This window comes from Sphingopyxis sp. OAS728 (genome assembly GCF_014873485.1).
Taxonomy (GTDB): Bacteria; Pseudomonadota; Alphaproteobacteria; order Sphingomonadales; family Sphingomonadaceae; genus Sphingopyxis.
The window spans coordinates 1102079-1121506 of sequence record NZ_JADBDT010000001.1 but is presented as its reverse complement, the minus strand read 5'-3'; the positions used below and the strand labels follow the sequence as shown (position 1 = coordinate 1121506).

Genomic DNA, 19428 nt, shown 5'->3' with positions numbered 1-19428 from the left:
CGGACACCCCGCCGGAGGACGTATCTGACGAGGCAGGTCTCCTGGCTCACGGATCGACGCGGTGGTCTGGCCTTCCCGGTCCCTTGCCGGACCAGTGACACGTAGCGACCATCGCTCACCGCTTACAGTTGCGGGGGCAGCGCCGGCTTTGAACCGGCTTCCCGTCTTAGCTCCACGCAGCGCAAGCGGCGCAGAGAACCTCGACAGGCTGAAACATAACGCAGCGGCGGGGCTTGTCAATAGTCATATAAAGAATTCTTTATATGACGCCCTGGTGCCTTCGTATGCCATGCAAACGTCAAGTCGTTTGTCGATTCGAACGGGCGGCCCGTCGAACGGGGTGGGGCCGATACCAAGGCGTATGGCAATGATATAGCATAGTTTTCGGACACCTTGCGCCGCCTTTCGCGGTGCCGTCCGCACGCCCGCGGGGCGCAGGAGATGCATTGCCGACCAAATCCTTTCGCCCTGGCGGCGGTCGCGGCTGAACAGGCCGGCGGGACTGCCCCCTTCGTTTCCCCCACCGAAGGCTCTCCCCCATGAAGCTCCCCCAAGACTATTCCAGCGGCTCCAGCGACGGCGAATGCGAGTGTTTGCCGCGCCCCGAAATCCCGGCTGACGTCGCCGTGCTGACCACCTTTGTCCTGCGATATCAGGATGCTTGGTTCGGGATGGAAAAGCGCGTTGCGTTCGAGGCCGAGGATGTCGCCGCGGCGCTGGTGATGATGGAGCGCGAGACGATCGGCGCGTGGGCCGAATTGACGCAGGACGGAAATGTGATTTGCCGCCGCGGCTTCGAGCCGGGCGGGGCCGCCGACTATTGGGTCGTCGACTAGCGGGCGGTTCGGGACGATGCGGAGCGGACGGCGCACGGCCGCCCGCTCCCTTGTCGTCATCGAGGCGTCAGAAACGCTCGCCGACCATCTCCTCGCTCTTCGCCCACAGCGCCTTGGCGTTGTCGGGATCGATCGCATAGGAGCGCACGCCGGCGCGCAGGCCCTCGTCATTCGCGAGCTCGGCGACGTGGCAATCCTCGAGATAGCGCCCGCCGACCTCGGCCGGATCGGCGACCGCGGCGGCCCAGACCGAGGTTGCGGCGCCCTGCGGGATCGATTTGAACTCGAACACGGGCTCGCCCGCCGCAATGGCATTGGCGTTGAGCTGTTCGACGAGCGCCTCGATCGCGCCTTCGTCGAGGTGACGGCCGAGTTCGGTGTGGATGCCGCCCGGGTGGAGCGCGATGCCGCGCACGCCGCGGTCCTTGTGACGGCGGTCGAACTCGACGGCGAAGAGGATATTCGCGGTCTTCGAACGGCCATAGGCGATCCACGGTTCATAATCGCCATTGTCGAAGTTCGGATCGGCGAGGTTCACGTCCGAGAAGCGGTGCCCCGACGAGGCGAGGCTGACGAGGCGGCCGCCGTCCTTGATCAACGGCGCGATGCGGTTCGCGAAGGTGAAGTGGCCCAAGTGATTGGTGCCGAACTGAGTTTCGAAGCCATCCTCGGTCTTGCCGAAGGGCGCGGCCATCACGCCGGCATTGTTGATGACGACGTCGAATTTGCGGCCGTCGGCGATCAGCGCATCGGCGGCGGCACGGACGCTGGCGAGCGAGGCGAGGTCGAGCTGGATCAGCTCGAAGCTGCCGCCACCCTGTGCTGCGGCGTCGCGGACGGCGGCGGTGGCGCCTTCGGCCTTGGTCAGGTCGCGCGCGGCACCGACGACATCGGCGCCGTGGGCGACGAGCGCGCGGGCGGTTTCGACGCCGAGCCCGGCCGAGACGCCGGTGACGAGGAAGCGCTTGCCCGACAGGTCGACCCCGGCGAGGACGTCGTCGGTGGTCGATTTCGCGTTGAACTGGGTCATGCTAAGCTCCTTGGATGAAGCAGGGCGGAGGGGATTGCCCTGACCCGGTCAAGATAGGCGCTGCGCCCGCCGCCGCGCTGCCCGATCATGGCATCTGCTTGCCTATTCCTCTCAATGCGGTGGCGGCGAGGAAGCCGTCCCTTGCGCGCGGGCGCGCGGCGTCCGATGTTGGGATCATGCAAGACCGGCTCGACTCGATATGCCAACAAGTGCTGCGCCACGCGGTTTCCCCCTATTATGAGACGCCGGTGCCGCGATTGGTCGTCGCGACGCAATGTGCGCCGACCAGCGGGATCGCGACCGTCTATGAACCCGTCACCTGCCTGATCCTGCAAGGGACGAAGCAGGTCGTGATCGGCGACCAGGTGCTGCGATACGACGCATCGAGCTATTTCGTCGCCTCGCTCGACCTGCCTGCGGTCGGCCGCGTGGTCGAGGCGAGCCCCGACAAGCCCTATGTCGCCGCGGCGCTGCGCATCGACCGCGGCGCGCTCGCCGACCTGATCGCCAGCATGGACCCCGCCGCCATCGGCCACACGCCGCCGGGCGACCTCGCGGGCTTTGCCGTCGCGTCGGTGACCGAGGAGCTGGTCGAGGCGTGGGCAGGGCTGCTCGGGCTGCTCGACCGGCCGGGCGACGTCGCGATGCTGGCGCCGATGCGCGAGCGCGAAATCCTCTATCGCCTGTTGCAAGGGCCGCTCGGACATCAACTCTGCGCCATCGCGCAGGAGGACAGCCGGCTGTCGCGGGTGCGGCGCGCGATCCTGTGGATGCACGAGCATTATGAAGAGATGCTGCGTACGTCGGCGCTGGCCGAGATTGCCGGGATGAGCGTTGCCTCCTTCCATCGGCATTTCAAGGCAGCGACCGCGATGAGCCCGCTGCAGTTCCAGAAGACGCTGCGCCTGCATGCGGCGCGGCGGTTGCTCGCCGGCGGCAGCGAGGCGAGCCGCGCGGCTTACTCGGTCGGGTATGAGAGCGCGTCGCAGTTCAGCCGCGAATATGCCCGCGCCTTCGGCCTGCCGCCGTCGCGCGATGCCGAGCGGCTGCGCGGGGCGGCGGCGATGGGGGTGGCGGCGGTTTAGGACGCTCTAGTGTATCCCGGCGGAAGCCGGGACCCATGAGGCGCGAGGCCGCCGCATCGCTTCTTTCCGCGCTGGGCCCCGGTTTTCACCGGGGTGCACAAAGGCTCAACCACTCGCCGATTTCCGCGCCTTTCCGCCTTCCAGCGCGGGATCGTTCGCCGGGTCGGGCAGCGCGAAGAAGGCGCGGCGGGCGGCTTCGCCGGCCTTGCGCAAGGGGGCATAGACCCTGGCCAGCGCGGCCTCCCACGCGATTTCCTCCTCGGCATCGAGCGTGCGTTCGTAATCGTCATGGCCGAACTGGCCTTCCTCGATGCCGATGAAGTCGTCGGGCGGGGGGAAGTTGGTGCGCAGCTCGCCGGTGGCGTCGTCGTGCCACACGGTCATCGCATCCGCCTCTTCCTCGGGGGTCGGCCCCTCCGCGTCGGCGTGTTCGGGATCGGCGTCCGAAATGGCGGAAAACTGCGTAACTTCATTCGCGATCGCGGTGCCGCGCCACAGGGTGGCGAGGGGGTTGGCGCGGTTGTCGCGACCGGCGAGCCAGAGGGCGAGGGCGGCGGACATGCCGGGCGCCTCGCTGGCGGCGGGGCCGGCCTCGGCGTCTTCGGGCGCGTCTCCGGATGCCGTTCCGGCGTCGATGGATGTGCGCGCGGCTTCGGCGGCGTCGAACAGCGACAGGAAGCCCGGCCAGTCGCCGGCGATGACCTGCGCGAGCATCTCTTCGCCCGCCCGCGCCCGCGTTTCGACCATGCGGTCGAGCCGCGCGAGCATCGCGAGGCCGAGGCGGCTGTCGATGCGGCGGCGTTTGTAGAGGCTGCGGTCCTCCTCGCGATAGACGGTGGTCAGCTCGTCATGCCCCCAGATCGCGCGGTCGAGCAGCTCGTCGACGAGCCGCCCGCGCGCGATCAGCAGCGCCGCGGCGCAGCCGAGCCGGAACGCCGCGCCTTCGGGCCGCTGCTTGAGCTGATAGGCGGCGCCGGGCGACATGCCGACCTTCGCCGCCGAAATCTTCACCGACCCGTTGGTGGCGAACGCCTCCAGAAATTCGCGCTGGAGCCGCGGCGTCCAGTGATAGCTGCCGGGGGCGGGGATAAACGCGGGATCGTGCGGGGAGTCGTCCATCGATTTGTCCTTTCGGTTGGGTGAAACCGATAGAATGAACCATATGGGTGAAATGTAGGAAAGATTAAACTTCCGCAGTCGGAGATTCGTCAGCCATTTGAGCCACGACGAGTTGTTCTGGGACCGGGGGCGCCTCGTTAAAGCGGAATAGCACGACGTTCTTTTTTGCCGGTATGTCGAACATCATGCCAAGCTCAGCAGCCTCTTCGAGAAGAACCCGGTCATGAGGTTGTCCTTCAATCTGTAGACTTGTAACCATCCGCTCGACGCAGTAGCTCTCTCCACAGAGGTAAACTGTTCCCCCTATCTCAAAACCCCCTGTCATTTTTCCAATGAAAACAGTGCCATCTCTCAAGGATTCTGTTAATTTTCCTCTCTTCTCTACAAAGCCTTTGTCTTTGAGTAAGAGCAAACCAGAGAGCTGAACTCTTTCCGATATCGCTTCGCAAAGCGCCGAGATAAATTCACAAAACTCCACTAGTACGTTGACATGCAGAATGTCACTAATATCCAAACTCCCATGCGCTGCGTCATTTCTGTATTTAATTATTTCACTAAGCTCGCTCTCGGCAGACGCCGTCAATCGATCTCCGGTTTCGAAAAATGCCAAAACAGCTCTATGTTTTTCTATCCAGCTCGACATATTTTCTATGCCACACGACTTCATATATCGCTGCAATTCTGGAAGCCGTAGATTTTGCTCCTGCATAAGCATGGCTCGCGGCTCGATAGTGTATTTGCTATCAGAGAGCGCGGCATGATATCCTTCTACGAGCCTATTTAGGTCGATATCACCGAACCTCGGTCCATCCTTTTTTTCGAGGATTTTCGATATCCCCAGTCTATACGATGCTTTGATTTCGTCGGGAAGTTGAGAAAACGGGATTCTTGATTGAAGCAATCCTAGATGCTCGCGGATCATCTCACTGCAAAATTGTTCGTAAATGGCATATATGCGAGTAACGACGGCGCAATGGTCGATTACCCTCCACGCCACTCGATCGGGCGCCTGTTCCGCTCCAATGCCTAAGTCAAAGCATGGAGTCTCTGCCGCGCAACGAAGGGCGTTGTCCAAAAGAGCTGTACGGAAGTTCTCTGAAGTATGGACGTGTTTAATCAGCGCCGATATGGCGCTTTTGGTGCGCTCGAGAAATGGATTGTACATCGTTAACCGATGATACTCGAAAGCATGTTCCGATAAAGATCAATTCTGTTCTTTATGTCCTGTTTTGTATTGCCCCGGCCCGTAAATGTCCCATCCGGATGGCTTGCGAACAAGGCTTTGGTGGCTGCAATTATCTCATTTCGTCGATCTCGCAGGGTTTGGCTATCGACCAGGCGCTCAGAAAGGCCGATCATAACCGCGTCTTGGAATGCTCTGTGTGGCTTCGCGTCCCAGGCATTCGCAGCTGGCTGAAACGGGCGGAAAATATGTTCGCCATACACGTCATGTGCGAGCGCGAGAGTGGCTAGATACAATTCTTCCAGCCTCTCAACGTCAATTTCGTCAAACTTGGCGGCGCGCCTCATGTATATATCTAAGAACCCTTGCATTCCGCGTCGGTAGTGGTCCACGTGCCTAAGAGCAAAGAAGCGTAGAGCGACCTCTGCGTCGCCCATTTTTGCGAAAAAGGGGTCGGAAACTAGTGCCGGATTTGTTTCGATCTCTCCCTCCACCCAGCGCGGTAGACCCCATATTTCTCTAAATCGGTCGGAGCGGGTGATTTTGTGGAGCATATCATTGAACTGCCCCCGGTAGAGCGCATTCCTGATCTCCTGACGTTCCAGTTTGATGCCGCCCGTGTTTAGGCGATCAAATACCGTCTCGCGAAGAAGCGATGCTTCCTCTTCGCTTTCCGTCGATTCTTTTAATAGTACAATCGAGGTTATTGATCGCCTGTCGATGCCGGCCCTAATTTTTTCAGGCAACGTTGCATATGTTCTGCCGTTAAGTTCTGGCCAAGTCTCAAGACCTCTTAGTTTAAAGTTGTTGGCGTAGAAATCCTTTATAGCAGTAATGCGCTGCTGGCCGTCCATAACTTCGTACGAGTTATAATCCCTTTCGTATAAAAATACGGGAGGAACGGGTATATTCATTATGAAAGATTCAATTAGAAGGCTTTGCGTCTTGGCGTCCCACCGCGGTCGTCGCTGATAAAATGGCCGCAAATCCATGTAGTCCGGATCCTTGAGCTGATTGATAAAACCGGGAAGCTTTTCACGATTTGATTCAATCACAATTCGTCCTTCGCCGCGCACGTAGCGCTCGTTGATTGCGCGGTCGTCGGGCCTTTCAGGTCGTTCACCGGGGTCATTGTCCCACATGTCTTGTTCAGATGGCGAGAACGGCATTTTGGACATCCTTCTAGTTTCTGTCCTCTATCCTATGACGACGTAGCGATGGCGTCATCTAGAAATCGGATACTTAACAGCGACCGAGATTTAGACCCCATTAGCCGCCGACAAAATCGCCCGCACGCTCGCCGTCGCGACGTCGGTATCCAGTCCGCAGCCGAACAGGCTTTTCCCGTCCGGCGTGCGGCATTCGACATAGGCCGCGGCCTGCACATTGCTGCCCTGGCCGATCGCGTGCTCGCTATAGTCGACGATGTCCATCACCGGGCCGCCGCTTTCGCTGAGCGCGGCGATGACGCTCGACATCAGGCCGTTGCCGCGGCCGCTGACGCTGCGCGGGGTGCCGTCGATGGTGAGTTCGCCGGCGAAGATGCGGTCGGCGCCCGAATGGGTTTCGGACCAGTCGACGAGTTGGAAGCGTTTGGCTTCGGTGGTCAGATACTGGCCCTCGAACGCGTGCCAGATATCCTCGGCGCCGAGTTCGCGGCTCGTCTGGTCGGCGAGTGCTTGCACGACATGGCTGAAGCTCGCCTGCATTTTCTTGGGCAGTTTCAGGCCCTTGTCCTGTTCGAGCACCCATGCGACGCCGCCCTTGCCCGACTGGCTGTTGACGCGGATCACCGCTTCATAGCTGCGGCCGAGATCGGCGGGGTCGATGGGCAGATAGGGGACTTCCCAGCGCTCGTCATTCTGGCGCTCGCGCGCGGCGAAGCCTTTCTTGATCGCGTCCTGATGGCTGCCCGAAAAGGCGGTGTAGACGAGCTCGCCGCCATAGGGGTGGCGCGGGTGGACGGGCAGGTTGTTGCAATATTCGACCGTCTGGATGACCTCGTCGATGTTCGAGAAGTCGAGTTCCGGGTCGACGCCCTGCGTGTACATGTTGAGCGCGATGGTGACGAGGCAGGTGTTGCCGGTGCGCTCGCCATTGCCGAACAGGCAGCCCTCGACCCGGTCGGCGCCCGCGAGCAGGCCGAGCTCGGCCGCCGCGACGCCGGTGCCGCGGTCGTTGTGGGTGTGCAAGGATATGATCGCGCGGTCGCGGTTGGAGAGGTTCTTGCAGAAATATTCGATCTGGTCGGCGTAGATGTTCGCCGTCGAAGCTTCGACCGTCGCGGGGAGGTTGAGGATGATCGGCTTGTCGGCGGTGGGCTGGAGGATGTCCATCACCGCTTCGCAGCAGGCGATGCTGAAATCGAGCTCGGCGGTCGAGAAGGTTTCGGGGCTGTATTCGAAGCGCCAGTCGGTGCCGGGCAGGCGCGCGGCATTGTCGCGGAGCTGCTTCGCGCCCTCGATCGCGATGCCCTTGATCTCGTCCATCTCCATGCCGAAGACGATCTTGCGCCACGCGGGGCTGACCGCGTTATAGACGTGGACGATCGCGGTCTTCGCGCCTTCGAGGCTGTCGAAGCTGGTGCGGATCAGGTCGGCGCGGCTTTGGGTCAGGACTTGGGGCGTGACGTCGTCGGGGATGCGGCCGTTCTTCACGAGGCCGGAGATGAAGTCGAACTCGGTCGCGCCCGCGCTGGGGAAGCCGACCTCGATCTCCTTGAACCCGCAGCGGACGAGCAGGTCGAAGAAGCGGGCCTTCTTCTCGGCATCCATCGGGTCGATCAGCGACTGGTTGCCGTCGCGCATGTCGGTGGAGAGCCAGATCGGCGCAGTCGTGGTGACGCGGCCGGGCCATTCGCGGTTCGCCAAGGGAACCTGCGGGAAGGCGCTATATTTGACCGAGGGGTCGCGGAGCATGGTCATGGTCTGAAAACTTCTTCTGGTGGTTGCGAGTGCTTGTCGATCGGACCCTTGAGCGGGTGGCCGCGACTAGCGCGCAGCCAGTGTCACGCCCAAGGGCGTGTAAGTCGCAGAAGAAGAAGGGCGTTGCCGCGCATGGCCGCCCTAGTGATGCAAAATGTCGCGCTTGGCAAGAGGGGAGTGCGAAAATTGCGCGGGGTGCGGGGTCAGCCCGTCACCCACTCGACCTTGGGATCGTTGAAATCGACGACGTCGGCGAGTTCGAGGACGTTCGGATAGCCATAGCCGACGAGGTTGATGAAGGTCTGGATATTGAGCGCGAGCGGCGCCGATTTGAGCGGCACGGGGCTGCGGTGGTTCGAGAAATTATTGTTGCAATAGATGAGGATGGGGCGGCCGGCGTTGGCGCCGATCACCGCGGCGAGGCTCTCGGCGGTGAAGTCGGTGAGCGGCAGGTTGACCGCGCCCTTGATATGGCCGCGCGCGAAGGCGTCTTTCGAGCGCGCGTCGAGGAGGAGGGTGCCGGGTTTCGCGGCCTCGGCCTTGAAGGCGTCGAAGGGGATCAGGCGCGTTTCGCGAGCGGGAGCGACGCTGGCGGTGAGCGCCTGGAAGCCGGGATAGTCGATTTGCGGGTTGGCCTGCGCCAGTGCTGGAGTGGCGGCGAGGGCGGCTAGAGCGAGAAGCAGGGTGCGCATGGTGATCCTCCCTTGAATGACGGGAGGCTACGCCGCTTTTGCTGGCTCTGCGATGAACCGAAAATGGCGCCGGGCCGCGCGATCGGCGGCGGCCCGGCGCAGTGCAGGGGATCGTCGGGAAGCGAGCGTCAGGCGGCTTCGCTCTCGTCGTCCTCGTCCCAGGGTTCGAAAATCTCGTCTTCGATGAGGTTGTCGATGCCATGGACGCGGACGCCGATGCACCAGTCCTCGAGCGCGCCTTCCCATGCGGCCTCGACTTCGCTGAGTACTTCGGCGGCGTCGGAAGGACGGTCGCCGACGAGGTCGAAATCCAGCACGCCGTCGTCGGGCGGGGTGATGGTGACATGCGGTTCGAGCCGGACGTTGGTCCAGCCCGCGGTGGCGGCGAGGCCCTCGACCTCGACGACCAGCAGCGGATTTTCCTCGTCGCCGTCGATCGAGGCGTTCACTTCGACAATTTCGCGTACCAGTTCGCTCATCACATGGCTCCTGTACGAAAAGGGGCGGGACCCGAAGATCCCGCCCCGTTCATACGCGGCGCATGTGACAGATTGGCGCGCGCTTACTGCTTTTCGAACGCGGCGTGGATTTCGAGTTCGACGGCATCGCTGACATAGGGGATGCCCATGTTGATGCCGAAGTCGCTGCGCTTGATCGTGGTTTCGGCCTCGAAGCCCACGGTTTCCTTCTTGTTCATGCCGACGCCCGCGCCGTGGAAATCGACGTCGAGGGTGACGGGCTTGGTCACGCCGTTGAGCGTGAGATTGCCCGTGACCTTGGCTTCGTCGCCGTCGCTGTCGACGACGACGCTGGTCGAGACGAATTTGGCGTCGGCAGGCGCGGCGCCGAAGAAGTCGGGCTTGCCGCCGTCCTTGCCCGCGCGGAGCAGGTGGCTGGTGAGGCCGGCGCTGGCGGTCGTGACCTTCGATACCGGGATCGTCACATCGACCTTGGCTGCGGCGGGGTTCTTCGGATCGATGACGAGCGTGCCGGTCACGTCGCCGAAGATGCCGGTATATTTGCTGAAGCCGAGATGATCGACTTCCCACACGACCATCGTGTGGCCCGCGTCGGCGGCGTAGGTGCCCGCGGTGACGCGCGTCTTGTCGGGGGCGCCGGGGGCGGCGCCGCCCTGCGCGAGGACGATCGGGGTCGCGACGACGGCGACGAGCGCGGCGGCGGCGTAGGGGAGGATGCGGCGCATGGGAAATCTCCTGTTGGGGAAGCCGCGAAGCTAGGCGATGCGGCGGGACGGCGTCAATAAGCGCTGGAGAAACGCAGCGTTTCGGATGCGGTTGCCGCAAGCATGTCGTCGCAAGGCGCTTGTGCCGCGCGCGGTTTCATGCTGCAACGCAGCGAAGCAAGGAAAGCTGAGCACGAAGGCTGGGGGGCCGACGTCGATGGATAGCTTATTCGCCCGGGAAGCGGGCGAGGTTGAAAATGCCTTTCTGGCGGCGCCGTTCGAGGAGGATGGCTGGAACGCGGCGCTGCGCCTGTTCGCGCGGCGGACCGGATCGTCGCGCACGCAATTGCTGGGGCTCGGCGACGACGCGACTTTGTTCAATTTCATGCCCGACATCGATCCCGCCTATCAGCGCGAATTCCTGGAAATCGAGGGGTGGCGGCCCGAGGTCAACTGGCGCGTCGCCGCGAGCGGCCGCCCGCTCGAGATACTGACCGAGACGCATTACGACATCGTCCGCCAGCACAGCGGCACCGACGATTATGAGGAGCATATCCGCCGCTGGGACGGGGTGCACGGCTGTCAGACGGTGCTGGTCGAGGGCGAGGGGCTGCTCGTCGGGCTGGCGGCGCTGCGCTCCGAGCGCGAGGGGCGGAGCGAAGAGCGCGACCAAAAGCTGTTCGCGGCGGGCGCGAGCTATGCGCTGGCGGCGGTCAGGATGCAGCAGGCGATGGCGCGGCGCGGCGCCCAAATGACCGTCGGGGCGTTCGATGCGATCGGCGTCGCGGCGTTCCTGATCGACCGGCATGGCGCGGTCGCGGCGCTGTCGGCGGCGGCCGAGGCGATCGTCGGCGAGGGCGGGGCGCTGCGCCTGCGCCGCGGACGGTTGGGCACGACGCGGCGCGATGCCGATGGGGTGTTGCAGGCGGCGCTCGGCCGGGCGCTCGACGGTGAAGCGATGCAGCAACATTGGATCGGGTCGCCGCATGAGGGGGAGGGCGGTGTCCTCTGCGAAATCTTTCGCCTGCCGCGGCGCGAATGGGATTTCGGTTTCGATCCGCGCCTGCTGGTCGTCGCGCGGCGCGCGGCGGATATCCCGATGATGCGGATCGCACCGCTGCGCGCGGCGCTGGGCCTGACCGAGGCCGAGGCGGCGATCGCGCTGCGTTTGGCGAACGGCGAAGCGCGCGAGGCGATCGCGGCCCATCGCGGCACGAGCGCGCAGACGCTGGGCACGCAGATCAAGTCGATCCTGCGCAAGAGCGATGTCGCCCGCGAGGCGGAGCTGACGGCGCTGGTGAACCGGTTGCTGCGTTAGGAGTGGTGGGGAAAAGGAGTGGTGGGGAAAGGATACCGACGGCGGGTCGCTAGCCGCCGATATCCCCCAGCCGGACGTCAGTGCCACGGGTGTGACCACGCCCGGTTTTCGATTGCCCCCACACAATCAAATCCCTCCGACGGGCCCGATATCAGCGATTTACGAAGGCGGCATACCCCGCGCGGGGTATATGCGACGAGCCGAGTTCGATCGGGAGTTGCGCCTTTCACAACGCATAGCGCCAAGCGTCAGGGTGCGCGGCGCGCCTCGAACCACTCGCGCATCGCGGCGGCGGCGCAGCCGGTGAAGCCGTAGGTGCCGACGGGCGAGCAACTACCCGGACGCGTGGCGCGGGCGACATTGTCATACCCCTCGACCGCCGAGGCCCAGCTGCCGCCGCCGGCGGGAACATCGTCCTTGATTTCCTCGCGCAATTGCTTGGGCACGCGGTAGCGTTCGGTTTCGGGCTGCTGCGCGCAGACGACGATCTCGTCGCCCTTGGGTTCGGGGCAGGGTTCGTCGCCATAGGTGTAGAGGACCGAGGTGCGTTGCGGTGGCTCGCCCGACTGCGCGAGCGAGCTGTCGTTCTGCGCGAGCGCGGGGGCGGCGAAGGCGAGCGCCGCGAAGAGGGGGAGGAGGAGGCCGGCTTTATTCTTCATTATCAATCGCATTCCCAGGCCCCGGATCCCCGCGACGCAGATTGGCGCGCGCAGATGAACCTAAGCCGAACCTGTCTTGCGAGCCCTCCGCGCGGGGCGAGAAAGGGGGGGGGCGAGAGCGGGCTGGCGGGCCGATGGCCTTCAAATGGGTATCGAGCGGGAAAAGCCAAGGCCTTATGCTGTGGCTCGCGGCGGATGGGCGGGTATGGGGTGGAAAGCGGATGCTGGAGGCGGCTGCTCAAGAGCGACTTAGTCTCGTTTCAGCGAAATAGCCTCCGGTAGCTCCGGGGCGGGCCAGAGAGCGCCATAGCTAATCGTATTCATCAGAGCGATCTGGTCTTGGTCGAAATGGAACGAGTAGTAAGCGTGGACCGTGACGAACGGATTGCACTCATTCTCGGGCGTCGCTTCAATACCTCGCGCGCGAGCAATCACCAGATCGCCCACTGGAATGGCTTCCAACAGTCGGGTTGGTTGCGGAGCGGGCCACCGAAAACTGGCCCGTCGCATGCTCGCGGTCGAGCGCTCGATTTCTTCGAACGACCTTGCCCGATCGATCTTCTCAAAAAAGCTTTCGACTAATCTCAAACGTTTTTCTTGCGCCTGCCTATCAAATACAGGGTTGGGGCGAGGCGATGATATCTGACAAGACAGTGCCGTTCCCGGCATAAACGTCGCGCACGCCGCTACTGTGATTGCCTTTCGCCTGCCGATCATCGGTCGCTCCCCCAAACATCTAGCGGAGGATACATCCAAAACCGATGTCCGCAATTGGTTGCTTCCGGTCATTGAGCGAATGGCCGCAAAAGGGGTGGGAAGCGGACGTTAAACTTCATCGCATACAACCGGATTATTCGTGCGCAAGGAAGTGGTTGATCCAAAGCTTGTGGCGTCCATTGATCAGCACGTCGCAGAAGGAGAATGATTGCAATGCGCTGGCGCAGCTTATTGAATCTTCTAGCACTTGCCGTGATCCTCCCGGTCCTTTCGCTTCGCTATATCGGCACCGGCTCCGCCTATCGTTTTCGCATGACTGTAGAGGTCGATACGCCGTCCGGACCCTGGGCCGGCACGTCGGTGTACGAAGTGCGCGCGTTTTACCGGCTCGGAATAAATCCTTCGGGAAAGAATCATGTCTGGGATGTCCGCGGTGAAGCACTGATGGTCGATCTGCCGAGTGGCGCAACCCTCTTTGCTCTTCTGAAGACCGGAAATATTTATGGTGACCTAGCAGGAATGTCGATGCTGGCGCTCGATCCGGCTTTTCGGAGCGATATCGTCGAGAGTGCACGAAGAATTGCCCGCCGAAGGAATGTTCTGGAGTCGGCCGAAATTGCCCCGGCCGAATATCCGATCATTGCGGTCTTCGGTGATACAGCGGATCCGGCCTCGATCCGGCGCGTCCTGCCTGACGATTTTTCCGCGACATTCGGTCCCGGGCACGCGGTTAAGAGCGTCGCAATCCATTTGACGAGAGACCGCGTGACGAAGGGCATTGGCACGCGATTGCCGTGGCTGAACAACTTTCAGAAAATCCGCCGGAAACTTCGTTTCCGGGCCGAGGGCATACCGCTCGGCGATTTCAAACGACTCTTCTCGACGGAGATTCGGTAAAGGCGGCCGACACGTACTTCAGAGAAGCCCACGCCTGCCGTTCGGGCCGCCATCAAATCCCCTTGCCCGTCTCTTGCCGATGCTTACATATCGGCGCACGAAAATTTCCCCAGAAAAGAGGTCGCCTTGCCATGCCCCGTAAAACCCCGTCCGCGCCGCTGGCGCTGGCCCTCCTGACGATGATTCCGGGTGCAGCGCAGGCGGCCGATGCCGCGGCGGCATCGGCGACGGCCAAGGCCTTGGCCTATCCCGATACGGCACGCGGCGACACGGTCGATCCGCAGTTCGGGGTCGACGTCGCCGATCCCTATCGCTGGCTGGAGGATGACGTCCGCGTCAATCCGAAGGTCGCCGACTGGGTCGCGGCGCAGAACAAGGTCACCGACAGCTATCTGGAGACGCTGCCCGGCCGCGATATGTTCAAGAAGCGGATGACCGAGCTATACAATTACGAGCGCTTCGGGCTGCCGACCAAGGCCGGGACGCGTTATTTCTATACGCGCAATGACGGGCTGCAGCCGCAGTCGGTGCTCTATGTCCGTGAGGGGCTGAAGGGCGAAGGGCGCGTGCTGATCGACCCCAATAGCTGGGCCAAGGATGGCGCCACCGCGCTTGGCGAATGGAATCCGTCGGAGGATGGCAAGTATCTCCTCTATTCGGTGCAAGACGGCGGCACCGATTGGCGCATCGTGCGCGTCAAGGATGTCGCGACCGGGCAGGATCTGTCCGACGAGGTGCGCTGGGTGAAGTTTTCGGCGCTCGATTGGGCGAAGGACGGCAGCGGCTTTTATTATTCGCGCTTCCCCGAGCCCGCCGAGGGCGCGGCGTTCCAGTCCTTGAACGAAAACCACAGCGTCTATTTCCACAAGCTCGGGACGCCGCAGAGCGCCGATGTGCTGATCCACGCGACCCCCGACAAGCCGAAGCTCAACAACAGCGCGGTCGTCACCGACGACGGCAAATATCTGCTCGTCGTCTCGTCCGAAGGCACCGACGAACGATTTGGGCTGACGCTGCATCCGGTGGGCAAGCCCGGCGCGAAGCCGATCGTGCTCGTCGACGATTTCGCGAACAACTGGGAATATGTGACCAACGAGGGCACGCGCTTCACCTTTGTCACCAACAAGGGGGCGCCGCGCGGGCGCATCGTGTCGCTGGATATCCGGAAGCCCGGCGAGCTGACGCAGCTGGTCGGCGAGAATGAGGCGACGTTGGTCGGCGCGTCGCGCGTCGGCAATCGCCTGATCCTCTCTTACCTCGGCGATGCGAAGTCGGAGGCGCGGATGGTGGCATTGGACGGTAAGCCGATCGCCAATATCAAGCTCGCCGACATCGGCGCGGCGACGGGGTTCGGCGGCAAGTCGAGCGACCCCGAAACCTTCTACAGCTTTTCGAGCTATGCGCGCCCGACGACGATCTATCGTTTCGACACGCAGACCGGGAAGAGCGAGATTTTCGCCGAGCCGAAACTGACGTTCAAACCGTCGGATTTCTCGGTCGAACAGCGTTTCTATAAATCGAAGGACGGCACCGAAGTGCCGATGTTCGTCGTGATGAAGAAGGGGCTCGACCGTAGCAAGGGGTCGCCGACGCTGCTTTACGGCTATGGCGGCTTCAACGTCTCGATGACCCCCGCCTTCTCGCCGACCCGCCTCGCGTGGGTCGACAAGGGCGGCGTGCTCGCGATCGCGAACCTGCGCGGTGGCGGCGAATATGGCAAGGCGTGGCACGACGCCGGGCGGCTCGACAAGAAGCAGAATGTCTTCGACGACTTCATCGCCGCGGGCGAATATCTGATTGCCCAAGGCATTGCGGGCAAGGGCCAGGTCGCGATCGAGGGCGGGTCGAACGGCGGGCTGCTCGTCGGCGCGGTGACCAACCAGCGCCCCGACCTGTTCGCCGCGGCGCTGCCCGCGGTTGGCGTGATGGACATGCTGCGCTTCGACCGCTTCACTGCGGGGCGTTACTGGGTCGACGATTATGGCTATCCGTCGAAGGAAGGCGATTTCAAGAATTTGCTCGCCTATTCGCCCTATCATAATATCAAGGATGGCACGGCCTATCCGGCGGTGCTGGTGACGACCGCCGACACCGACGACCGCGTCGTGCCGGGGCACAGCTTCAAATATACCGCCGCGCTCCAGCATGCGAAGGCGGGCGACAAACCGCACCTGATCCGTGTCGAGACGCGCGCGGGCCATGGCAGCGGCAAGCCGACCGACAAGATCATCGCCGAGGCGGCCGACAAATATGCCTTTGCGGCGAAGTGGACGGGGCTGAGCGTCGAATAATGAGCTATGCGCTGTCCTTCTCCGCCACCGATCCCGCTGCGCTGTGGGCCGAGGCGGGCGACGCCGCCGCGGCGCTCGTCGCGGGCGAGCCCGACGGCATCGCCAATATGGCGAACATCGCGGCGCTGATCTGGCAGGCGATCCCCGATCTCAACTGGGCGGGCTTTTACCGCTTCGACGGGCAGGAGCTGGTGCTCGGGCCGTTCCAGGGCAAGGCGGCGTGCATCCGCATTCCGCTCGACAAGGGCGTGTGCGGGGCGGCCGCGCGCCTTCGCGCGACGCAGCGCGTCGACGATGTCCACGCCTTTCCCGGCCATATCGCGTGCGACGCCGACAGCCGCAGCGAGCTCGTCGTGCCGGTCATCGCGGGCGACCGGCTGGTCGGCGTGCTCGACCTCGACAGCCCGGTCGCCGGACGCTTCGCCGCCGCCGATCAGGCGGGCGCCGAAGCGCTCGTCGCACGGATCGCGAGCGCGCTGGCTTCCTAGCCTCGCTTTACACGGCGTCGAGCGATGCCTTTATGGCGCTCCACACCTGCGCGAGTTCGTCCGGCGTGATGCAATAGGGCGGCATGACGTAGAGCGTGTTGCCGAGCGGGCGGAGGAGGACGCCGTGGTCGCGATAGAAGGCGATCAGGCGCGGGGCGAGGTTCGAGAGATAGCCGCTGTCCGGAACCACGATGTCGAGTGCGGCGATTGTTCCGAGGCGGCGTGGGTTTTGCGCGCGCGGGTCGTGGCTGAGGAGCGAGAGGTGCGCCGCCTGCGCGTCGGCGAGGGTGTCGATGCGTTGCTGGACGGGCTCGTCGCGCCAGATTTCGAGGTTCGCGTTCGCGGCGGCGCAGGCGATCGGGTTCGCGGTATAGCTCGACGAATGATAGAAGGTCTTGGCGCGGTCGGTCGAGAAATGCGCTGCGAAGATCGGCTCGATGCAGAGTGTGACCGCGAGCGGCAGGCTGCCGCCCGTGAGGCCCTTCGACAGGCAGACGATGTCGGGGATGACGCCGGCCTGATCGCAGGCGAAGCGCGTGCCGGTGCGGCCCCAGCCGGTCATCACCTCGTCGGCGATGAAGAGGACATTGTGGCGCGCGCAGATGCTGCGCATCTCGGCCAGCACCCACGCGGGGTAGATCAGCATGCCGCCGGCGCCGAGGATCAAGGGTTCGACGATGAAGGCGGCGGGTTTGGCCGAGCAGGCGGCTTCGAGCGCGTCGAGCGTGGCTTGCTCCAAACCTTCGTAAGGGAAGGGGATGGTGTCGACGTCGAAGAGCAAAGGCTGCCAGGCGCGGTTGTAGACGCCGCGTTCGCCCACCGACATCGTCCCGATCGTGTCGCCATGATAGCTATGTTCGAGGACGAGGATGCGGCTGCGCGGCTCGCCGATGTTGTACCAATAGCCTAGCGCCATCTTGAGCGCGACCTCGACGCTGGTCGAGCCCGAGTCCGAGAAGAAGACGCGCGTCAGCGGGTCCGGGGTGATGCGGACCAGTTCGGCGGCGAGAGTCTCGGCGGGCTCGTGCGTCCAGCCGGCGAAGATGAGTTGGTCGAGCTTTTCGGTCTGGGCGCGGATTGCGGCCATGATGCGCGGGTGCGCGTGGCCGTGGGTGGTGACCCACCATGACGAGATGGCGTCGATCCAGCTTTGGCCGTCGGGCGCGTAGAGTTTGGCGTCTTTGGCATGCGAAATCAGCGGGATGGGGTCGCCGAGGCCGTGCTGGGTGAAGGGGTGCCAGACGGGGGATGTCATGCGAAATCCGTGCGATCGAAACCGGCGGCGAAGGCCTTCGAGAGGGTTTCGCTGTTCAGCGGATCGATGATCGGCAGGCGGCCCAAGCGGCGGACGCCCGAAATCTCGGATATGATCGCCTCGCTGTCCTCCACCGCGTCGCCGAGGAAGGCGAGGCCGTGGATCGGGACGCCGCGCGCCTTGAGCGCTTCGATCGTGAGCAGGCTGTGGTTGATCGTGCCGAGTGCGGTGCGCGCGCAGACGATCACCGGGACCTGCCATTTCACGAAGAGGTCGGCGTAAAGCGTCGTGCGCGTCACCGGGACGAGCGCACCGCCGGCGCCTTCGACGATCAGGTCGCCGGGGGGTGGGGAGAGCGTTTCGACGTCGATGTTAACGCCGTCAATTTCGGCGGCGAGATGCGGCGAGGCGGGGGTGATGAGGCGGTAGGCTTCGGGGCGGATCGGGACGCCGGCGAGGCGCGCGACGGTCTCGCTGTCGGTTTCCTCTTCGAGGCCCGACTGGATCGGTTTCCAGTAGGGCGTGCCGGTCGCTTGCGCCAAAGCAGCGGAAAAGATGGTTTTTCCGATGCCCGTGTCGGTGCCGGTGACGACGAAGCGCGTCATGCCGCGGCCATGGCTTCGGCGAGCGCGGCCGCCATGTCGTCGATGTTATCCTCGTCAACATTGAGCGTGATGGCGATGCGCAGGCGGGCGGTTCCCTGTGCCACGGTCGGCGGACGGATGCCGCGAATGTCGAAGCCCGCGTCCTGCAGGCTGCCCGCGATGCGCATCGTGCGGTCGTTGTCGCCGATGATCACGGGCAGGATCTGGGTGCCGCTGGCGGGGATGCCGAGCGGCACGAGGCGTTCGGCGGCGTGACGGACGAGGCTGTGGAGACGCGCCTGCCGCTCGGGCTCGTTCGCGACGATCTCGATAGCCTGCCGGACGAGCCACGCCATCAGCGGCGACGGCGCGGTCGAGAAGATGAAGGGGCGGCCGCGGTTGACGAGGAAGTCGGTGGCAATCGCGGGGGCGCAGAGCAGCGCGCCCTCGGCGCCCAGAGCCTTGCCGCAGGTGTGGAGGGTGATGAGGTTGTCGCGGCGCGGCAGGGCGTGCGCGAGGCCTGCGCCGCCGGGGCCGAAGACGCCGGTCGCGTGGGCTTCGTCGACGACGAGGATGGCGTCGTGGCGGTCGGCGACGGCGGCGAGATCGGCGAGCGGGGCGCGGTCGCCGTCCATCGAGTAGAGGCTTTCGACCGCGATCCACGGCGTTCCGGTGTTACCGCTTGCGCGCCAGTGGGTGATGGCATCGTCGAAGGATTGCGCGTCGTTGTGTGCGGCGGCGATGGTGCTGGCGCGGCCGAGCTTCATGCCGTCGTGCGCGCTTGCGTGGATCAGCGCGTCGTGGATGACGAGGTCACCGCGCTGCGGGAGCGTCGCGAACAGTGCGGCGTTGGCGGCGAAACCGGTGGGGAAGAAGAGTGCGGCCTCGCTGCCATAATGGCGCGCGGCGTGCGCTTCGAGCGCTTCATGCTCGGCGTGATTGCCGCGAAGCAGACGCGAGCCGCCCGAGCCTGCGGGAAGGCCGCGTTCGATGCCTGCGGCCAGCGCGGAGCGGAGCGCTTCGCTATCGGCGAGGCCGAGATAGTCGTTCGAGGCGAAATCGCGGCCCGCGCGCGGCGCGAGGGTGCGGCGGCGGCTGTCATGCGCGAGCGCCGCGAGATCGGCGTGGTGCGCGGCGAAGGGAGAGGGACCCGGCATCGGGGTTCCC

The 19428-nt window shown here is 63.9% G+C and carries 19 protein-coding genes and 1 riboswitch; of the genes, 6 read left to right on the top strand and 13 right to left on the bottom strand.

From position 1 onward, the window contains the following. Nucleotides 1-13: 13 nt before the first annotated feature. A riboswitch (cobalamin riboswitch) is annotated at nucleotides 14-218 on the bottom strand. 321 nt (nucleotides 219-539) lie between these two features. Next, nucleotides 540-836: a hypothetical protein gene (locus GGC65_RS05285; protein WP_192646205.1), complete on the top strand. Its 297-nt coding sequence runs from the start codon at nucleotides 540-542 to the stop codon at nucleotides 834-836. A 67-nt stretch (nucleotides 837-903) separates the two neighbouring features. On the opposite strand, the gene GGC65_RS05280 is transcribed toward GGC65_RS05285, so the two are convergent. After that, on the bottom strand, nucleotides 904-1866 hold the full coding sequence (locus GGC65_RS05280; protein WP_192646204.1) for an SDR family NAD(P)-dependent oxidoreductase: 963 nt from the start codon (nucleotides 1864-1866) through the stop codon (nucleotides 904-906). A gap of 176 nt (nucleotides 1867-2042) precedes the next feature. Here GGC65_RS05280 and GGC65_RS05275 point away from each other — a divergent pair, with 176 nt between their 5' ends. Then, nucleotides 2043-2951, top strand: coding sequence for an AraC family transcriptional regulator (locus GGC65_RS05275; RefSeq protein ID WP_192646203.1), 909 nt, complete (start codon nucleotides 2043-2045; stop codon nucleotides 2949-2951). A 105-nt stretch (nucleotides 2952-3056) separates the two neighbouring features. Here the strand turns inward: GGC65_RS05275 and GGC65_RS05270 are convergent, their stop codons facing one another. From GGC65_RS05270 to GGC65_RS05240, 7 genes are all read right to left on the bottom strand, one after another. Then, complete coding sequence (locus tag GGC65_RS05270; RefSeq protein ID WP_192646202.1) at nucleotides 3057-4070, bottom strand: hypothetical protein; 1014 nt, start codon at nucleotides 4068-4070, stop codon at nucleotides 3057-3059. Nucleotides 4071-4134: 64 nt separating this feature from the next. Then, nucleotides 4135-5235: an MAE_28990/MAE_18760 family HEPN-like nuclease gene (locus GGC65_RS05265; RefSeq protein ID WP_192646201.1), complete on the bottom strand. Its 1101-nt coding sequence runs from the start codon at nucleotides 5233-5235 to the stop codon at nucleotides 4135-4137. Between the two features lie 2 nt (nucleotides 5236-5237). Then, on the bottom strand, nucleotides 5238-6422 hold the full coding sequence (locus tag GGC65_RS05260; RefSeq protein WP_192646200.1) for a DUF262 domain-containing protein: 1185 nt from the start codon (nucleotides 6420-6422) through the stop codon (nucleotides 5238-5240). Nucleotides 6423-6512: 90 nt separating this feature from the next. Beyond that, entirely contained in the window at nucleotides 6513-8177 is a 1665-nt protein-coding gene (leuA, locus tag GGC65_RS05255) for a 2-isopropylmalate synthase (protein WP_192646199.1), read from the bottom strand. A gap of 203 nt (nucleotides 8178-8380) precedes the next feature. Beyond that, nucleotides 8381-8869 carry a rhodanese-like domain-containing protein gene (locus GGC65_RS05250; RefSeq protein ID WP_192646198.1) on the bottom strand — a complete coding sequence of 163 codons (489 nt, stop codon included), beginning with the start codon at nucleotides 8867-8869 and terminating at the stop codon, nucleotides 8381-8383. Between the two features lie 128 nt (nucleotides 8870-8997). Beyond that, nucleotides 8998-9348 (bottom strand): hypothetical protein, encoded by a 351-nt coding sequence (locus tag GGC65_RS05245; RefSeq protein ID WP_192646197.1) that lies wholly within the window; start codon nucleotides 9346-9348, stop codon nucleotides 8998-9000. Between the two features lie 83 nt (nucleotides 9349-9431). Next, nucleotides 9432-10073 carry a YceI family protein gene (locus GGC65_RS05240; RefSeq protein WP_192646196.1) on the bottom strand — a complete coding sequence of 214 codons (642 nt, stop codon included), beginning with the start codon at nucleotides 10071-10073 and terminating at the stop codon, nucleotides 9432-9434. A 196-nt stretch (nucleotides 10074-10269) separates the two neighbouring features. Between GGC65_RS05240 and GGC65_RS05235 the strand changes: the two genes are divergently transcribed. Continuing rightward, nucleotides 10270-11370 (top strand): helix-turn-helix transcriptional regulator, encoded by a 1101-nt coding sequence (locus tag GGC65_RS05235; RefSeq protein ID WP_192646195.1) that lies wholly within the window; start codon nucleotides 10270-10272, stop codon nucleotides 11368-11370. A 248-nt stretch (nucleotides 11371-11618) separates the two neighbouring features. Here the strand turns inward: GGC65_RS05235 and GGC65_RS05230 are convergent, their stop codons facing one another. Next, the gene (locus GGC65_RS05230) at nucleotides 11619-12029 is read right to left on the bottom strand and encodes a hypothetical protein (RefSeq protein WP_192646194.1); all 411 of its coding nucleotides are present in this window, start codon (nucleotides 12027-12029) and stop codon (nucleotides 11619-11621) included. Nucleotides 12030-12278: 249 nt separating this feature from the next. Continuing rightward, nucleotides 12279-12746, bottom strand: coding sequence for a hypothetical protein (locus GGC65_RS05225; protein WP_192646193.1), 468 nt, complete (start codon nucleotides 12744-12746; stop codon nucleotides 12279-12281). 213 nt (nucleotides 12747-12959) lie between these two features. Here GGC65_RS05225 and GGC65_RS05220 point away from each other — a divergent pair, with 213 nt between their 5' ends. From GGC65_RS05220 to GGC65_RS05210, 3 genes are all read left to right on the top strand, one after another. Next, nucleotides 12960-13643, top strand: a complete 684-nt coding sequence (locus GGC65_RS05220) for a hypothetical protein (protein ID WP_192646192.1) — start codon at nucleotides 12960-12962, stop codon at nucleotides 13641-13643. A gap of 131 nt (nucleotides 13644-13774) precedes the next feature. Continuing rightward, nucleotides 13775-15934, top strand: a complete 2160-nt coding sequence (locus tag GGC65_RS05215; RefSeq protein ID WP_192646191.1) for a prolyl oligopeptidase family serine peptidase — start codon at nucleotides 13775-13777, stop codon at nucleotides 15932-15934. Beyond that, nucleotides 15934-16422, top strand: a complete 489-nt coding sequence (locus GGC65_RS05210) for a GAF domain-containing protein (RefSeq protein WP_225940683.1) — start codon at nucleotides 15934-15936, stop codon at nucleotides 16420-16422. The genes GGC65_RS05215 and GGC65_RS05210 overlap by 1 nt, the downstream gene beginning before the upstream one ends. A gap of 7 nt (nucleotides 16423-16429) precedes the next feature. Here the strand turns inward: GGC65_RS05210 and GGC65_RS05205 are convergent, their stop codons facing one another. Genes GGC65_RS05205 through GGC65_RS05195 form a run of 3 tightly spaced genes read right to left on the bottom strand, consistent with a single transcriptional unit; the run spans nucleotide 16430 to nucleotide 19418 of the window. After that, entirely contained in the window at nucleotides 16430-17677 is a 1248-nt protein-coding gene (locus GGC65_RS05205; RefSeq protein ID WP_192646190.1) for an adenosylmethionine--8-amino-7-oxononanoate transaminase, read from the bottom strand. Further along, on the bottom strand, nucleotides 17674-18282 hold the full coding sequence (gene bioD / locus GGC65_RS05200) for a dethiobiotin synthase (RefSeq protein ID WP_192646189.1): 609 nt from the start codon (nucleotides 18280-18282) through the stop codon (nucleotides 17674-17676). The genes GGC65_RS05205 and bioD overlap by 4 nt, the downstream gene beginning before the upstream one ends. Continuing rightward, nucleotides 18279-19418 carry an 8-amino-7-oxononanoate synthase gene (locus GGC65_RS05195; RefSeq protein ID WP_192646188.1) on the bottom strand — a complete coding sequence of 380 codons (1140 nt, stop codon included), beginning with the start codon at nucleotides 19416-19418 and terminating at the stop codon, nucleotides 18279-18281. Before GGC65_RS05195 ends, bioD begins: the two co-directional genes overlap by 4 nt. Nucleotides 19419-19428 lie beyond the last annotated feature (10 nt).

What these genes read in the sequence shown, in the direction of transcription:
- GGC65_RS05285 (WP_192646205.1), top strand. Translation starts at nt 540, where the DNA reads ATGAAGCTCCCCCAAGACTATTCCAGCGGCTCCAGCGACGGCGAATGC.
- GGC65_RS05280 (WP_192646204.1), bottom strand. Translation starts at nt 1,866, where the DNA reads ATGACCCAGTTCAACGCGAAATCGACCACCGACGACGTCCTCGCCGGG.
- GGC65_RS05275 (WP_192646203.1), top strand. Translation starts at nt 2,043, where the DNA reads ATGCAAGACCGGCTCGACTCGATATGCCAACAAGTGCTGCGCCACGCG.
- GGC65_RS05270 (WP_192646202.1), bottom strand. Translation starts at nt 4,070, where the DNA reads ATGGACGACTCCCCGCACGATCCCGCGTTTATCCCCGCCCCCGGCAGC.
- GGC65_RS05265 (WP_192646201.1), bottom strand. Translation starts at nt 5,235, where the DNA reads ATGTACAATCCATTTCTCGAGCGCACCAAAAGCGCCATATCGGCGCTG.
- GGC65_RS05260 (WP_192646200.1), bottom strand. Translation starts at nt 6,422, where the DNA reads ATGCCGTTCTCGCCATCTGAACAAGACATGTGGGACAATGACCCCGGT.
- leuA (WP_192646199.1), bottom strand. Translation starts at nt 8,177, where the DNA reads ATGACCATGCTCCGCGACCCCTCGGTCAAATATAGCGCCTTCCCGCAG.
- GGC65_RS05250 (WP_192646198.1), bottom strand. Translation starts at nt 8,869, where the DNA reads ATGCGCACCCTGCTTCTCGCTCTAGCCGCCCTCGCCGCCACTCCAGCA.
- GGC65_RS05245 (WP_192646197.1), bottom strand. Translation starts at nt 9,348, where the DNA reads ATGAGCGAACTGGTACGCGAAATTGTCGAAGTGAACGCCTCGATCGAC.
- GGC65_RS05240 (WP_192646196.1), bottom strand. Translation starts at nt 10,073, where the DNA reads ATGCGCCGCATCCTCCCCTACGCCGCCGCCGCGCTCGTCGCCGTCGTC.
- GGC65_RS05235 (WP_192646195.1), top strand. Translation starts at nt 10,270, where the DNA reads ATGGATAGCTTATTCGCCCGGGAAGCGGGCGAGGTTGAAAATGCCTTT.
- GGC65_RS05230 (WP_192646194.1), bottom strand. Translation starts at nt 12,029, where the DNA reads ATGAAGAATAAAGCCGGCCTCCTCCTCCCCCTCTTCGCGGCGCTCGCC.
- GGC65_RS05225 (WP_192646193.1), bottom strand. Translation starts at nt 12,746, where the DNA reads ATGATCGGCAGGCGAAAGGCAATCACAGTAGCGGCGTGCGCGACGTTT.
- GGC65_RS05220 (WP_192646192.1), top strand. Translation starts at nt 12,960, where the DNA reads ATGCGCTGGCGCAGCTTATTGAATCTTCTAGCACTTGCCGTGATCCTC.
- GGC65_RS05215 (WP_192646191.1), top strand. Translation starts at nt 13,775, where the DNA reads ATGCCCCGTAAAACCCCGTCCGCGCCGCTGGCGCTGGCCCTCCTGACG.
- GGC65_RS05210 (WP_225940683.1), top strand. Translation starts at nt 15,934, where the DNA reads ATGAGCTATGCGCTGTCCTTCTCCGCCACCGATCCCGCTGCGCTGTGG.
- GGC65_RS05205 (WP_192646190.1), bottom strand. Translation starts at nt 17,677, where the DNA reads ATGACATCCCCCGTCTGGCACCCCTTCACCCAGCACGGCCTCGGCGAC.
- bioD (WP_192646189.1), bottom strand. Translation starts at nt 18,282, where the DNA reads ATGACGCGCTTCGTCGTCACCGGCACCGACACGGGCATCGGAAAAACC.
- GGC65_RS05195 (WP_192646188.1), bottom strand. Translation starts at nt 19,418, where the DNA reads ATGCCGGGTCCCTCTCCCTTCGCCGCGCACCACGCCGATCTCGCGGCG.